The sequence below is a fragment of the Nocardioides sp. LS1 genome, assembly GCF_003865225.1.
GTDB lineage: Bacteria > Actinomycetota > Actinomycetes > Propionibacteriales > Nocardioidaceae > Nocardioides > Nocardioides ginsengisegetis.
This window is the reverse complement of sequence record NZ_BIFF01000002.1, coordinates 1,792,858-1,806,209: the sequence shown is the minus strand read 5'-3', so window position 1 is coordinate 1,806,209 and position 13,352 is coordinate 1,792,858. Positions and strand designations below refer to the sequence as shown.

Below are 13,352 nucleotides of genomic sequence, written 5' to 3'. Positions count from 1 at the left end.
CCGACGGGGCGGTCGATCAGCGGATGACGCAGGGCGAGCCCCAGGCGGTCATCCAGCTGTAGCCGACCGACATACCGTTGAGGTAGGACGACGCGACGTTGGTGGCGTAGCTCCAGCCGCTCGTGGTGTACCACGCGTAGTCGATCCGGACCTTGTAGTCACCGACCGGGACGCTCCAGGTGTACGTCGGGAGCGACGCGGTCGGGGAGATCGCGTAGACCGGGTTGCCGTTGATGTCGTAGTACGACAGGTACGAGGTCGCGATCTTCGTCGACAGCCAGTTCCCGTTGTTGAGCTGCCGCACGACGGCGCCGGTCCGCGCATCCAGGACGTAGATGCGGTAGGCGACGCTCTGCCCCCGCTCCCAGCCGGTGCTGGTGCCCATCTGGGGCGTCGCGGAGACCTGGCGGTAGGGCGCGCTGCTGCAGGTGACGGCGGGATCGCCGTGGCGGCCCACGTCGTACCCCGACCGGTAGGTCTCGACGGCGTGGGCAGTCCCGGCCGGCGCGAGACCGAGCGTGGCGAGGGCCATGACGGCAGCCAGGGCCCGCAACCGCGGGAGGCAGCGGAGGGAGCGACGGGGTGACGGGGTCAATGCGTTCATGGGAAGGACCTTCTTTCTCGGGAACGGACCGGATGTCCGTGACCACACGCTCGGTCCGACGGCTTAAGCGACGCTGAAGCGGCCTCCTGAGCGGGTCGGGAGGCTCCCTTCAGCGGTCCTTCAGGACACCCGGGCACGCTCGACGCGATCGCATCCCGCCGATCACCACGGTCGTCCAGGAAGGAGCAGGCGATGTCGACACTCCCCATCGAGACGGAGTCCGGGACCTTCACCGGACGGCCGAGTCACCCGCACAACGGCTACTGGGCCGGGGACTTCTCCGACCCGACCCCGGCACCCGTCCTCACCGACTGGTTCGCGTGGGGGCGCGCCCGGGCCGCGTCGCGGACGAGTTCCCAGCAGGTCCTGTCCGCGGCACTGAAGGGCCAATCGCGCGAGCCGTGATGTCAGAGGACGAGCAGGCGCTCCTACAAGATCCACGGCCCCCGTCACGCCCGCGCCACCATCCGGACGGAGTGGTCCGGACCGCTGCTGTGACCCAGACCACCTACTCGTCAGTCACCTTTTCAGGGCAGGTCCGAGGTCCCTAACTTCTCTGCCACGGCGTGTTCGGGCCATGGGGACATTGCTCCGACAGAAACAGCGCCCACTGGCAACCCCATCCAGCAGCGGCACGCAGGCTTCATGCTGGTTTGCCAGGCCCTAGGCCCCACCCCCGCCCCCTCCTCCCAGGACCCGGCGGGGGTGGGTGCACCCCGGCCTATCTGCGGCGATGGAAGCGCCAGTCGCCCGGGCCGTGATGTCGCAGGATGAACTGGTCGTCATGGGCTCGCTGGTGATGCCAGAAGCAGAGCGGCAGCCCGTTGGCGAGATCGGTCGGACCGCCTTCCGACCAGGGCTCGGGATGGTGGATCTCGGTCCAGGCGAAGGGGCGTTCGCAGCCGGTGATCGCACAGCTGTCGTGGATCAGGGAGAGCCCGACCCGCTGGTGGTAGGAGTGCAACCGGCTTTCACGCCCGAGGTCCAGCGGCACGGAGTCGCCACCGAGGACGGCCGGGATGATGCCCGCGTTGCAGGCCAGGCGCCGCGCCTCCCCGGCGGTGATCGTGACGCCGGTGTCGAGGTGGGCCACCCCCAGCCCCGAGCGAAGCTCGTCGAGCCCCATCTTGACGATGAGGGTCACCCCGTTGGCCGCGTGGCCCACCGTCGGGAGGTGCTCGAGCAGCTCGAGGAAGGCCACACCGTTGGCCTCGTAGAGGTTCCACCCCGCGCCGGTCCCGGGCGCGCTCTCGTCGACGACCGGGCCGCCCGCCGCGTCGCGCGACAGCCGGCGGGGCGCGGTCAGCCGCTCGAGCGCGCTGCGCAGCAGCCGGCCGTGGAGTTCGGGGATCGTGAACTTGCCGCTGTAGGTGCCGTCGCCGTTGTCGTGCAGCTCGAGCCGGGTCTCGCGGACCGCGTGGCGCTGCTCCCGGCCCAGCAGGATCGCCTCGTGCCGAGCTGCCAGGTCGTGGTCGACCTGCCTGAACATCTGCCTCGCGGCCTGCCGGAGGCGCTTGGGGTTCATCGGCCGCCCGCTCCTGGTGCCGCTGCCCGTGCCCTGCGCCACCAGCCACGCCTCGGCCTCCGCGAGCTGCAGGGCAGTGGCCTCGGGCGGCGCCTGCTCGGCGGCGGCCACGATCACCTTGACCTGCGCCTTCAGGAGCTTGCCCGCGGCGAAGGCCTCACGGGTGGCGGCGTACTTGTCGCGCAGCAGCCCCGCCAACCGGAGCCCGCCGGCCAGCATCTCCCGGGTGTCGCCCGTCAGCTGCGCCGCCCACGCGTCCGTGCCCGTGGCAGCCTCGCGGGCCGCGAGCTCGCGCTGATCCGCCTCAGCCAGCAGCTCCAGCCGCCACGACTCCAGCTGGGCCTCGAGAGCCGACAGCTCCGCGATCGCCGGCCCGATCTCGTCGTCGGCCACGTGCGTGGTCGGCATCGCCATGCCCTGCGACACCAGCGATCGCGCCTCCGCAAGGAGGGGCGAGATCGGCGTGGGCCGGAGGGCGGCGACACTCATGGAGACATACTACTCGAATACCTGTTCGAACGCAATGCCTTCTCTGCTCCACGTTCCCGCAGGTCAGTCGTGCAGCAGCACCCGCGTCCGCGCGACCAGGTCGTCCACCGCAGCCGCCGCGGCCGGGCTGTAGGCCACCATGTCGACGAAGCCGTGGATCATCCCGTCGTACCGCGTCCGCGACACCCGCACCCCCGATTCCGACAGCGCGTCGGCGTACGCCTCGCCCTCGTCGCGCAGCGGGTCGAACTCCGCCGTCACCACGACGGCCGGCGCGACCCCGGACAGGTCGCCGAGCAGCGGCGAGTGGCGTACGTCGTCCGCCGCCACCTCGGCCGTGCCCGCGTAGTGACCGAAGAACCACTCCATCGTGGCCGCCTCGAGGAAGTACCCCTCGGCGTTCTCGACGCGGCTCGAGTAGTCCCCGAACGCATCCACCGCCGGATAGATCAGCACCTGCGACGACACCACGTCGCGCCGCGCCTGCGCGACCACGGCGGCGAGGTTTCCGCCGGCACTGTCACCCCCGACCGCCAGCACGGACGACCCACCCAGCTCCCCCAGGTGCGCGGCGGCCCAGTCGACCGCCGCCAGCGCGTCGTCGACGGCCGCGGGGAACGGGTGCTCCGGCGCGAGCCGGTAGTCGACCGACAGCACCACGACGTCGGCGCCAGCGCACAGCCGCCGGCAGAGCTGGTCGTGGGTGTCCAGGTCGCCGATCACGAACCCGCCGCCGTGCAGGTAGACCAGCGTCGGCAGCTCACCCGTCCCCTCCGGCCGATACACCCGCGCCGGCAGACCGGCCACCGACAGCGACGACACCGACCCCACGGGCACCGGCGACGACACCGTGTCGACGGTCATCGCGCGGTACGCCTTGCGGGCGTCCTCCGGCGTGCCCTCGTGCATCGGCGGGTAGCCGCGGCTCGCGATGAAGTCGAGCACGGCCTTGATCTCGGGGTCCACAGGCATGCGGGCCAACCTAGCTGCGACGAGAACGAAGACAACAGGGCGATCCCGGGCTTACCGTCGTCCGCGACGCCGAACCGGGGGAGGTCCGCGCCGTGCCGACCGAGCACCCCAGCATCGCCCGCCGCGCCGCCCTGAGGCGCGACCTCCAGGGGGTTCGCGGCCTCGGGATCATCTTTGTGGTCGTCGGCCACCTCTGGCGCTGGCCGCCCGGGGTCTTCGCCATGCTGGACATGTTCTTCGTGCTGTCGGGGTTCCTGATCACGGGCATCCTGATCGAGTCGTTCACCCGCTACGGCCCGCGGTTCTTCGTCGTCTTCTACCTCAGCCGCTTTCGTCGTCTGATGCCCGCCGCGGTGACGGTCATCGTGGTCACGGTCGGGCTCTGGTACCTGCTGATCAACTCCGCGGGCGGCGACCTGGTCCTCCACGACGGCATCTGGGCGCTCCTGCTCGCGGTCAACTGGCACTTCGCGGCGATGGGCACCGATTACTTCGCCAGCCAGCACGACTCACCGCTGCTGCACTACTGGTCGCTCTCGGTGGAGGAGCAGTTCTACGCCGTCTGGCCGCTCCTGGTGTTCGTCGCAGTGGTGGTCGCGACCCGGCGCGCGCGATCCGCGCAGCGCACGCTCCTGGCGCTGCTCGTCGTCGTCACGGGCGGCGCGTTCGCCTACTCGCTCTGGCACTCGGTCGCCGACCCCACGACGGCCTACTTCTCCACGTTCGACCGCACGTGGGAGTTCGGCATCGGCGGCCTGATCGCGGTGCTGAGCCCTCGTCTGGCGAAGCTGCCCACCTGGGCCGGTGCCCTGCTCGGCTGGGGCGGCACGGTCGGGCTGGTCATCACGCTGTTCCTCCTCCCCTACGGCGTCCCGTTCCCCGCGCCCTATGGGCTGTTCCCGGCGCTGCTGACCGCGGCGATCATGGCCGGAGGGATCGACCGCGACACCCGGTACATCCCCGTCCTCGACAACCGGGTGATGGTCTACCTCGGGGACACGTCGTACTCCATCTACCTGTGGCACCTGCCGGTCAACCTGCTGCTGCTCCCCTACTTCGCCAGTCAGGGCACGGGCTACTACCTCACCGCGATCGCCCTCACGATCGCGTCGGCGCTCGCCTGCTACTACCTGATCGAGAAGCCACTCAGGTACAACCGCTGGCTGATGACGCCCCCGGAGCGGATCCGACAGCTCCAGCGCAACCGGCCGTCGTACGACGTGCGCCGGTTGCAGCTCGGCTGGGCGGCCGTCGTGGTGGTCGTCGCAGGAGCGTTCACCGCGGCGGCCCTGACGGCGACCCCGTCGGCCTCGTCGGGCGGCCAGGTGACGCCCCGCCCCACGGCCACGCCCCACCTCAAGTCGACCCTGCTCGAGCGACACCAGGATCGGCTGATCACCGCCCTGGATCGCGGCACGTTCCCGGACTTCGACCCGCCCCTGAGCCACCTCGGGCTCGAGCAGTGGGGCGCCGACGAGGCCGCCTTCGGCTGCACCACCGTCACGGCGGACCAGGTCGACGACTGCCGGTTCGGCGACGTCGGGGCCCGGCACAGTGCCGTGGTGATCGGTGACTCCTATGCCATCGCCTGGATGCCGGGGATCCGGGCGGCACTCGAGCCGCGAGGTTGGAGCATCCAGCAGCTCACGGCCGCGGCGTGCCCCAGCTGGAGGCTGCCGAGCTACGTAACTCCCGACGGCAAGGCTTTCCCCGAGTGCGCGACGCATCATGAGCTCGTGCGGACGTTCCTCCAGGAGCACGTCCCGGACTTGGTCATCGTCGCGAGCGGGGCGGAGGAGGTGCGCAACTCGCAGCGGCAGGGCTTCACGGCGGACCCAGCCCTGCTCGCCTACCAAGGACTCCGAGCCACCCTGGCCCAGCTCCCGCCGGCCGCGCGGGTGGTCGTGCTGGCGCCGCCGCCCGAGCACGCCGACCTCGTGGATTGCGTGACACGCGTCGCCGGACCCGAGCGCTGCGTGTCACAGCCCGGCCCCGACTGGTACGACCACGTCGCCGGGGAGACCCGGGCTGCGGACGCCGCCGGAGCGCGCTACGTGCAGACCAGGGACTGGTTCTGCGTCCAGGACGACTGCCCCGCCTTCGTGGGCAACACCCCCGTCACTGCCGACGGATCCCACCTCACGCTGCAGTACGCGAGATCACTCTCGCCCCTGCTCGCCCGCGCGCTTACCGTCCGGTAGATTTCTCTCGTCTCCAAGGACCCGACGAACCCCCGTCCCCCGCGCTGCGGGGTCGGGGGTTCGCTGGTTGACAAGGAAGTCGCACGAGGCGCAGCGTCACCCGCGGTTGTCGTGCATCGGGGACATGCAGCCACACCACTCGTCATCGACGAGGTACAGCGCCTCGAGCGGGACCCGGCACGCGTGCGCGTGCGGCCGCAGCCGACGGAGCAGCAGCGTGGCCACCGAGGCGGCCGGAGGCTCAGCGGGGTGACCGCAGCTCAGACAGGTCGTGACGAGGCGACCGAGGGCCTGCGGCCTCGTCAGGGCGCGGGTACGCATACGGCAACGGAACCACCGGGCGGGTCGAGCCCCGGCCGCCCGCGGCGCCGTTCACCTCAATTGGGGAGACCGCAGCGGGACCGTCAGGCCGTCGCCCGCATGCGGGGCTGCGCGGCGGTGGACTCCTCGGCCCGCTCAGCGGCCGCGAAGGCCCGCCCGATCGCGACGGCGAGCGGCAGCGGGATCACACACCACGCCACCAGGATCACCGCGACTGTCCACCACATGCTTCGAGTCTTGCCATCCCTCGCGCCTCCCCAAACCTCGGTAATCCATGGATCACCAATATTGGGTACGCGACGATCTCAGCCCAGATAAGACCGGACGGCCCGAGCCAAGGCGTGCGCGTACGTCGCCCGACCACCAGACGACGTCATGAGGTGCGCGTCGCGCGGGTTGCGCATGTTGCCGAGCTCGACCATGACGGTCGGGATGTTCGACAGGTTGAGCGTGCCGAGGTCCGAGCGGAAGTCGAGACCGTCCCCGCCGGCGATGTAGTTGGCGACCGGCACGCCCGCACGATGGAGCGACGACCGGAGCACCAGCGCCAACCGCCGCGAGGACCGGTAGATGTCGTGCGTCCACGGCTTGCGGTCGGTCGGTGCGATGACGTGAAAGCCGTGCGCGCCCGACCGGAACGACCCATCGCCGTGGATGCTCACCTTCAGGTCCGCATCGACCGAGTTCCCCGAGCGCCCCCGCACGTCCACGCACGGACCCCACTGGTCCTGCCGGTTGCTGTGCCGGGTCATGACGACGCGGGCGCCCAGCCCGACGAGCCGCGCCTTGACCAGCCGCGCCACCCGCCAGGCGAACGTCGCCTCCGGGTAGCCGCCGTTGGTCGACGTACCCGTCGTGTTGCACGGCTTCTTGAAGCCCCCGGCCGGCACCAGGTGATTGATGCGCCGCGGGTAGTTGTGGTTGCCGAGCTGGTGCCCGGGGTCGAGGACGACCGTGCGGCCCGCGAGCGGACCGGCCGCCACGGCACGCGGGGCACCAACGGCACCCGGCGCGTATGGACCGGCCGCCACGAGGCTGACCTGGTCGCTCACTTCCGTACGCCTCCACGCGATCCCGCCGGCGACGGCGCCGACCAGCAGGACCAGCGAGAGGACCGACGCGACGCGACGGGCCGTCACTCGTACCCCAGGATCTCCTGGCGCTTCTCGCCCCAGGCGAGGGCCGAGGCGATCGCGTCGTCGAGACTCAGGGAGGTCCGCCAGTCGAGCAGCTCACGCGAGCGGTCGACGTTGGCGAAGGCGCCGACGGCGTCACCGGGGCGCGGCGGCGCCTCCGACAGCGGCACGGCCTTGCCGAAGACCTTCTCGAAGGACGCCACGAGCTCGCGCACCGTCACCCCGGCACCCGTGCCGATGTTGATCACCGTGTTCGGCGCACCCACGGTCGCCAACACCTCGTCGAACTTCTCGACCGCCCGGACATGCGCCTGCGCGAGGTCCCACACATGGATGTAGTCGCGGATGCCCGTGCCGTCGCGGGTCGGGTGCTCGACACCGGTGATCGTGAAGGTGTCCTTGAGGCCCCGGGCGGCCATCACGAGCTGCCCGATGACGTGCGAGGGCTCCTTGGCGTAGATGCCGGACTCCAGGTCCGGGTCGGAGCCGATCGGGTTGAAGTAGCGCAGGATGATCGCGCGCAGGTCGGTCGCGGCCGACATGTCCTGGAGGACCTGCTCCATCATCCGCTTGGTGCGGGCGTAGGGAGAGGTCGGCTCGAGGGCGTCGTCCTCGGTCACCTCGAAGGAGTCCTTGGTGGCGTAGAGCGAGGCCGAGGAGGAGAACAGCACCCGCGGCTTGCCCAGCGCGACCAGCTCGTCGAAGAGCTCCAGCGACTTCGCGACGTTGTCGCGGTAGTACTCATACGGCAGCGCCACCGACTCCGGTACGACGATCCGCGCGGCCATGTGGATGGTCGCCTCGATGTCCGGGTGCTCGGCCACGATCCGGCGCAGCAGCTCCCGGTCGGCGATGTCGCCCTCGTAGAAGATCCGGTCCTTGACGAAGACCCGCGGGCCCACCAGCAGGGAGTCGAGGATGACGGGCGTGTGGCCGGCCTCCTCGAGGGCCTTGGCCGTGATCGACCCGATGTAGCCGGCGCCGCCGGTGACCAGAACCTTCATGGCCGCCACCCTAACGGCCGACTGGACCACCTCGCCTCATCCCCAGATTTGGGGAGGAAAGACCCCGAACCGCTCAGGTCCTCCCACTCCTGGCCGACGGTGTGCATCAGGTCACGCACCGGCGTGTCGTCATGACTCGAGGTTCCGATGAGCTTCTTCACGATCCCCCCGACCGTCGCCCTCGGCGACGACCTCGCGGTGCACCTGACCACGCCGTTCGAGGACTGGTGCGAGTCGCAGGGCATCCACCCCGAGGCGTTCGGCGCCTGGGAGGGCTTCGAGGCTCACCGGTCGTCACCCACGCGGGCCGCCGGCTAGAGATTTTACTTTGGCTCGGCTCGGCGGAAGACTGGCCGACAGGTAGTCCACGGACGGCAACAGCGCCCATCTCGGGGCGGCGCCGGGCCGTTGGCTGATGGAGACCGAGAGATAGGGCCCGCCATGGCTCCCGCGAACCCCCGCCTCGAGCAGTCGTGCCGCCTGACCACCAGGTTCGAGGACTGGTGCGAGCAGCACCGCATCCACCCAGAGGCCTTCGGCGCCTGGGAGCGCTACGAGGCGCAGGTCCTCGCGCAGCCCGCGGCGGCCCGTCCGCGCTGACCCGGCATGGACCAGCCACCACATCCGCGCGGATCGGTGGCAGACTCCGTCCCCGGACGTCATCCATCGTTTACACAACCACTCGGGGAAACGGCTGCGGCCGAAACGAAAATCGACAAGGGTTGGAGCCTCGTGCCGAGGCACGCCCAGCACGGCCATTTCACCGGGGACTGAATTGGACAACGCATGACTCTCTTGTCGGTACGCCGCGAGCGCATCGCCTCGACGACACCGAGCCGTGCCTTGCGCTACCTGCCCGCGACCGCCTTCGTGCTCGACCTGGCGGTCATGCTCGGCATCGGCACGGTCGCCATCCTCGGCCGCGCCCACCTCGCGGTCTTCGACAATGCGACCGACGTCAGCAGCAGCCTGCGCGTGGCGGGCCCGCTGATGATGGTGGGCTGGCTGCTCGCCATCTCGACGGCCGGCGGCTACACCCGCAACGTGTTCGGCGCCGGCACTGACGAATACCGCCGAGTCCTCAACGCCAGCCTCGTCGCCGCCGGCCTCGCCGGCGTGGGGTGCTACCTCGCGAAGTTCTCGCTCTCCCGCGGCTTCTTCGTCCTGGCCTTCGCCCTCGGCATCCCCGCGCTGATCCTGGGCCGCTCGCTCCTGCGGCGCGCCGTGCACCAGGCCCGGCGACGCGGCGCCCTCCAGCAGCGCGTCCTGATCGCGGGCTCGCGATCCCACATCGACGAGATCGCCAGCGTGCTCCGGCGGGAGCCCTGGCTCGGCTACCACGTGGTCGGCGCCCTGACGCCCGCCTACGACCTCAGCGAGGAGACCAAATCGGGCATCCCCGTGCTCGGACACACCGACGAGGCCACCGAGGTCGTCAAGGAGGCCGGGGTCGACGTCATCTTCTTCGCCGGCGGCGGTGTCGGCTCGGCCAGCCAGATGCGCAAGTTCGTCTGGGAGGTCGAGCAGCACGACGTCCAGGTGGTCGTCGCGCCGAGCGTCACCGACATCTCCAGCGAGCGCATCCGGGTCCGCCCCGTCGGCGGCCTGCCGCTGATGCACATCGACCCGCCGACCGCGATCGACGCCTCCAGGATCGGCAAGCGGGTCTTCGACATGGTCGGCTCCCTGGCGCTCCTGCTCGTCTTCGCGCCGCTCTTCCTCCTGACCGCGCTCCGGGTCAAGGGCCATGACGGCGGTCCGGTGCTGTTCCGCCAGACCCGGATCGGTCGGGACGGGCGCGAGTTCGGCTGCCTGAAGTTCCGCACCATGGTGACCGACGCCGAGGAGCTGCTGGCGCGGCTGCACGCCGAGCACGGCCACGGCGAAGGCCTCTTCAAGCTGAAGGAGGACCCCCGCATCACGGGCCCCGGGCAGTGGATGCGCCGGTTCTCCATCGACGAGCTGCCGCAGCTCGTCAACGTGCTCCGCGGCGAGATGAGCCTCGTGGGTCCGCGTCCGCCACTGCCGCGCGAGGTGGCGACGTACGACGACGACACGCACCGGCGCCTGCGCGTACGCCCCGGCATGACCGGGCTCTGGCAGGTCTCGGGGCGCTCGGACCTGTCGTGGTCGGAGGCGGTCCGGCTCGACCTCTACTACGTCGACAACTGGTCGATGCTCCAGGACCTGACCATCCTCAGCAAGACGGTCGGAGCGGTCTTCAGCTCGCGCGGAGCCTACTGACCAGTAGTGGCAGAATCTGGCCATGCCCACCGCGCTCATCACCGGGATCACCGGCCAGGACGGCCTCTACCTCGCCGAGCTCCTCCTCGCGAAGGGCTACGAGGTCCACGGACTGATCCGCGGGCAGAACAACCCCAAGCGTGACCTGGTTGAGCGGCTGCTTCCCGCGGTGCGCCTACACAACGGCGACCTGACCGACATGTCGAGCCTGATCCGGGCGCTCCGTCTGTCCGATCCCGACGAGGTCTACAACCTGGGCGCCGTCTCGTTCGTCGCCTATTCCTGGGAGAACGCCGCGTTGACGACCGACGTCACCGCCAAGGGCGTGCTCAACATGCTCGAGGCGCTCCGGCTCCACACCGGGGACCGCATCGAGGGCGTCCGGTTCTACCAGGCGTCCAGCTCGGAGATGTTCGGCAAGGTCCAGGAGTCGCCCCAACACGAGCGCACCCTCCTGTGGCCGCGGTCGCCCTACGGCGTCAGCAAGGTCTTCGGCCACCACATGACGATCAACTACCGCGAGTCCTACGGCATGCACGCCTCCTCGGGGATCCTCTTCAACCACGAGTCGCCGCGACGCGGCCCCGAGTTCGTCACCCGCAAGATCAGCCAGGCCGTGGCGCGGATCAAGCTGGGCCGCCAGGAGGAGCTCGTCCTCGGCAACCTCGACGCCGAGCGCGACTGGGGCTTCGCCGGCGACTACGTCGAGGCCATGTGGCTGATGCTCCAACAGCCGGTCGGCGACGACTACGTCATCGCCACCGGGGAGACCCACTCGATCCGCGACTTCCTCAACGCGGCCTTCCGCCACGTCGGGATCGACGACTGGACGCCCCACGTGCGCCAGGACGCCCGCTTCATGCGCCCGGCCGAGGTCGACACCCTGGTCGGGGACGCCAGCAAGGCCCGCGAGGCCCTGGGCTGGAAGCCCCGGGTGTCCTTCCCCGAGCTGGTGGCGATGATGGTCGACGCCGACCTCGAGGCCTTCCAGCAGGGCTGGTGACATGACCCGCACCTTCGTCACCGGGATCAGCGGCCAGGACGGCCGCTTCCTGGCCGACCGGCTCCTGCATGAGGGCGTCGAGGTGCATGCGCTGGCCCACCTCGAGGAGCCCCTCCCCGACCTGCCGGGGGTCGAGCTCCACCGGGGCGACCTGACCCGCGTCGAGGAGGTGCGCAAGCTCCTCCTCGACCTCGCCCCCGACGAGGTCTTCAACTTGGCTGCCCTGAGCAGCGTTGCCCGGACCTGGACCGACCCCGACCTGACCGCCCAGGTCAACGGGGCCGCCGCGGTCGGGCTCCTCGAGTCGGCCCTGCAGGTCCAGGAGCGGAGCGGCCGACCGGTGCGGTTCGTCCAGGCCTCGAGCGCGGAGATCTTCGGCCAGCCGGCCACGACTCCCCAGGACGAACGGACCCCGATCCGGCCGGTCAACCCCTACGGCGCGGCCAAGGCCTATGCCCACCTCATGGTCGACGTCTACCGCCACCGCGGCCTGCACGCGGTGAGCGCGATCCTCTACAACCACGAGTCGCCGCTGCGCCCGCCCCAGTTCGTGACCCGCAAGATCACCTCGACCGTCGCGGCGATCACGCACGGCACCGCCGACCGCCTCGTGCTCGGCAACCTCGACGTCCGGCGTGACTGGGGCTGGGCGCCCGACTACGTCGACGCGATGGTGTTGGCGGCCCGCGCGGACACGCCAGACGACTACGTCATCGCCACCGGCGTCGGCCACACCGTGCGCGACTTCGTGGAGGCCGCCTTCCATCGCGCCGGCATCGACGACTGGGAGCGGCTGGTCAGCGTCGACCCGGAGTTCGTCAGGCCGACGGACGCCACCGACCTGGTCGGCGACGCGAGCCGTGCCCGGTCAGCGCTGGGATGGGCGCCCACGGTCGACTTCGAGGAGGTGGTGGGCAGGATGGTCGAGGCCGACCTCGCCCTTCACTCGTCGAGCAGTCCCAGCAGGTAGCGGCCGTAGCCGCTCTTGACCAGGGGCTCGGCGCGTTCGACCAGCTCGGCATCCGACAGGAAGCCCATCCGCCAGGCGACCTCCTCCGGCGCGCCGATCTTCGTGCCCTGCCGTCCCTCGATCGTCCGGACGAAGTTGCTCGCGTCGTTGAGCGAGTCGAAGGTGCCGGTGTCGAGCCAGGCGGTGCCGCGCGGCAGCACCTCGACCTGCAGCAGCCCCTCGTCGAGGTACAGCCGGTTCAGATCGGTGATCTCCAGCTCCCCGCGCTCCGAGGGCACCAGCGTCTTCGTCCTGGCGACGACGGTCCCGTCGTAGAAGTAGAGCCCGGGCACCGCGTAGTTGCTCTTGGGCTTCTCCGGCTTCTCCTCCAGCGAGACGGCTCGACGCTCCTCGTCGAACTCGACCACGCCGTACGCCGACGGGTCGGCCACCTGATAGCCGAAGACCGCCGCCCCCTCGATGTCCTCGAACCGCCGCAACCTCGTGCCGAGGCCGGTGCCGTAGAAGATGTTGTCGCCGAGGACGAGGGCCGCCGGCTCACCGTCGAGGTGGTCCTCGCCGATCAGGAACGCCTGCGCGAGCCCGTCGGGGCTCGGCTGGACGGCGTAGGTCAGGTTGATGCCGAACTGCGAGCCGTCCCCCAGGAGCCGCACGAAGGGCTCCGCCTCGTGGGGCGTCGTGATGACGAGGATGTCACGGATGCCCGCGAGCATCAGGGTCGACATCGGGTAGTAGATCATCGGCTTGTCATAGACGGGCACCAGCTGCTTGCTGATGCCCCGCGTGATCGGGTGCAGGCGTGAGCCCGTGCCGCCGGCCAGAATGATTCCCCGCATGGGCGCATCCTAGGGACGGCGCGTGACGGTCGAGCCGAATCCCACCA

General features: G+C 70.3%; 15 protein-coding genes. 7 read left to right on the top strand and 8 right to left on the bottom strand.

Annotated features, from left to right (window positions below; all coding sequences use genetic code 11):
* Positions 1–16: 16 nt before the first annotated feature.
* On the bottom strand, positions 17–604 hold the full coding sequence (locus tag EJF31_RS13340; protein WP_125037491.1) for a hypothetical protein: 588 nt from the start codon (positions 602–604) through the stop codon (positions 17–19).
* A 192-nt stretch (positions 605–796) separates the two neighbouring features.
* Between EJF31_RS13340 and EJF31_RS13335 the strand changes: the two genes are divergently transcribed.
* Positions 797–1,009, top strand: a complete 213-nt coding sequence (locus tag EJF31_RS13335) for a hypothetical protein (protein WP_125037490.1) — start codon at positions 797–799, stop codon at positions 1,007–1,009.
* A gap of 316 nt (positions 1,010–1,325) precedes the next feature.
* Here the strand turns inward: EJF31_RS13335 and EJF31_RS13330 are convergent, their stop codons facing one another.
* Both EJF31_RS13330 and EJF31_RS13325 read right to left on the bottom strand, forming a co-directional pair.
* Positions 1,326–2,618: an HNH endonuclease signature motif containing protein gene (locus EJF31_RS13330; protein WP_125037489.1), complete on the bottom strand. Its 1,293-nt coding sequence runs from the start codon at positions 2,616–2,618 to the stop codon at positions 1,326–1,328.
* 63 nt (positions 2,619–2,681) lie between these two features.
* Positions 2,682–3,590 carry an alpha/beta hydrolase gene (locus EJF31_RS13325; protein WP_125037488.1) on the bottom strand — a complete coding sequence of 303 codons (909 nt, stop codon included), beginning with the start codon at positions 3,588–3,590 and terminating at the stop codon, positions 2,682–2,684.
* 92 nt (positions 3,591–3,682) lie between these two features.
* Between EJF31_RS13325 and EJF31_RS13320 the strand changes: the two genes are divergently transcribed.
* Positions 3,683–5,791: an acyltransferase family protein gene (locus tag EJF31_RS13320; protein ID WP_125037487.1), complete on the top strand. Its 2,109-nt coding sequence runs from the start codon at positions 3,683–3,685 to the stop codon at positions 5,789–5,791.
* 96 nt (positions 5,792–5,887) lie between these two features.
* Here the strand turns inward: EJF31_RS13320 and EJF31_RS13315 are convergent, their stop codons facing one another.
* From EJF31_RS13315 to galE, 4 genes are all read right to left on the bottom strand, one after another.
* Positions 5,888–6,112: a hypothetical protein gene (locus EJF31_RS13315; RefSeq protein WP_125037486.1), complete on the bottom strand. Its 225-nt coding sequence runs from the start codon at positions 6,110–6,112 to the stop codon at positions 5,888–5,890.
* An 83-nt stretch (positions 6,113–6,195) separates the two neighbouring features.
* A complete protein-coding gene (locus EJF31_RS21910; RefSeq protein ID WP_185736255.1) occupies positions 6,196–6,339 on the bottom strand; it encodes a hypothetical protein in 144 nt (47 codons plus the stop codon).
* Positions 6,340–6,417: 78 nt separating this feature from the next.
* Positions 6,418–7,251 carry an N-acetylmuramoyl-L-alanine amidase gene (locus EJF31_RS13310; RefSeq protein ID WP_260430825.1) on the bottom strand — a complete coding sequence of 278 codons (834 nt, stop codon included), beginning with the start codon at positions 7,249–7,251 and terminating at the stop codon, positions 6,418–6,420.
* On the bottom strand, positions 7,248–8,252 hold the full coding sequence (galE, locus tag EJF31_RS13305) for a UDP-glucose 4-epimerase GalE (protein WP_125037485.1): 1,005 nt from the start codon (positions 8,250–8,252) through the stop codon (positions 7,248–7,250). Before galE ends, EJF31_RS13310 begins: the two co-directional genes overlap by 4 nt.
* Positions 8,253–8,399: 147 nt before the next feature.
* On the opposite strand from galE, the gene EJF31_RS21905 reads away from it, so the two are divergent.
* From EJF31_RS21905 to EJF31_RS13290, 5 genes are all read left to right on the top strand, one after another.
* Entirely contained in the window at positions 8,400–8,570 is a 171-nt protein-coding gene (locus tag EJF31_RS21905; RefSeq protein WP_185736254.1) for a hypothetical protein, read from the top strand.
* Between the two features lie 123 nt (positions 8,571–8,693).
* On the top strand, positions 8,694–8,852 hold the full coding sequence (locus EJF31_RS21900) for a hypothetical protein (RefSeq protein WP_185736253.1): 159 nt from the start codon (positions 8,694–8,696) through the stop codon (positions 8,850–8,852).
* Positions 8,853–9,038: 186 nt separating this feature from the next.
* Positions 9,039–10,496 (top strand): sugar transferase, encoded by a 1,458-nt coding sequence (locus EJF31_RS13300; protein WP_125037484.1) that lies wholly within the window; start codon positions 9,039–9,041, stop codon positions 10,494–10,496.
* Between the two features lie 22 nt (positions 10,497–10,518).
* Positions 10,519–11,499 (top strand): GDP-mannose 4,6-dehydratase, encoded by a 981-nt coding sequence (gene gmd / locus EJF31_RS13295; protein WP_125037483.1) that lies wholly within the window; start codon positions 10,519–10,521, stop codon positions 11,497–11,499.
* A gap of 1 nt (position 11,500) precedes the next feature.
* Entirely contained in the window at positions 11,501–12,469 is a 969-nt protein-coding gene (locus EJF31_RS13290) for a GDP-mannose 4,6-dehydratase (RefSeq protein ID WP_125037482.1), read from the top strand.
* Here the strand turns inward: EJF31_RS13290 and rfbA are convergent.
* Entirely contained in the window at positions 12,442–13,305 is an 864-nt protein-coding gene (gene rfbA / locus EJF31_RS13285) for a glucose-1-phosphate thymidylyltransferase RfbA (protein ID WP_125037481.1), read from the bottom strand. The two genes, EJF31_RS13290 and rfbA, sit on opposite strands and share 28 nt — an antisense overlap.
* Positions 13,306–13,352 lie beyond the last annotated feature (47 nt).

What these genes read in the sequence shown, in the direction of transcription:
- EJF31_RS13340 (WP_125037491.1), bottom strand. Translation starts at nt 604, where the DNA reads ATGAACGCATTGACCCCGTCACCCCGTCGCTCCCTCCGCTGCCTCCCG.
- EJF31_RS13335 (WP_125037490.1), top strand. Translation starts at nt 797, where the DNA reads ATGTCGACACTCCCCATCGAGACGGAGTCCGGGACCTTCACCGGACGG.
- EJF31_RS13330 (WP_125037489.1), bottom strand. Translation starts at nt 2,618, where the DNA reads ATGAGTGTCGCCGCCCTCCGGCCCACGCCGATCTCGCCCCTCCTTGCG.
- EJF31_RS13325 (WP_125037488.1), bottom strand. Translation starts at nt 3,590, where the DNA reads ATGCCTGTGGACCCCGAGATCAAGGCCGTGCTCGACTTCATCGCGAGC.
- EJF31_RS13315 (WP_125037486.1), bottom strand. Translation starts at nt 6,112, where the DNA reads ATGCGTACCCGCGCCCTGACGAGGCCGCAGGCCCTCGGTCGCCTCGTC.
- EJF31_RS21910 (WP_185736255.1), bottom strand. Translation starts at nt 6,339, where the DNA reads ATGTGGTGGACAGTCGCGGTGATCCTGGTGGCGTGGTGTGTGATCCCG.
- galE (WP_125037485.1), bottom strand. Translation starts at nt 8,252, where the DNA reads ATGAAGGTTCTGGTCACCGGCGGCGCCGGCTACATCGGGTCGATCACG.
- EJF31_RS21905 (WP_185736254.1), top strand. Translation starts at nt 8,400, where the DNA reads ATGAGCTTCTTCACGATCCCCCCGACCGTCGCCCTCGGCGACGACCTC.
- EJF31_RS21900 (WP_185736253.1), top strand. Translation starts at nt 8,694, where the DNA reads ATGGCTCCCGCGAACCCCCGCCTCGAGCAGTCGTGCCGCCTGACCACC.
- EJF31_RS13300 (WP_125037484.1), top strand. Translation starts at nt 9,039, where the DNA reads ATGACTCTCTTGTCGGTACGCCGCGAGCGCATCGCCTCGACGACACCG.
- gmd (WP_125037483.1), top strand. Translation starts at nt 10,519, where the DNA reads ATGCCCACCGCGCTCATCACCGGGATCACCGGCCAGGACGGCCTCTAC.
- EJF31_RS13290 (WP_125037482.1), top strand. Translation starts at nt 11,501, where the DNA reads ATGACCCGCACCTTCGTCACCGGGATCAGCGGCCAGGACGGCCGCTTC.
- rfbA (WP_125037481.1), bottom strand. Translation starts at nt 13,305, where the DNA reads ATGCGGGGAATCATTCTGGCCGGCGGCACGGGCTCACGCCTGCACCCG.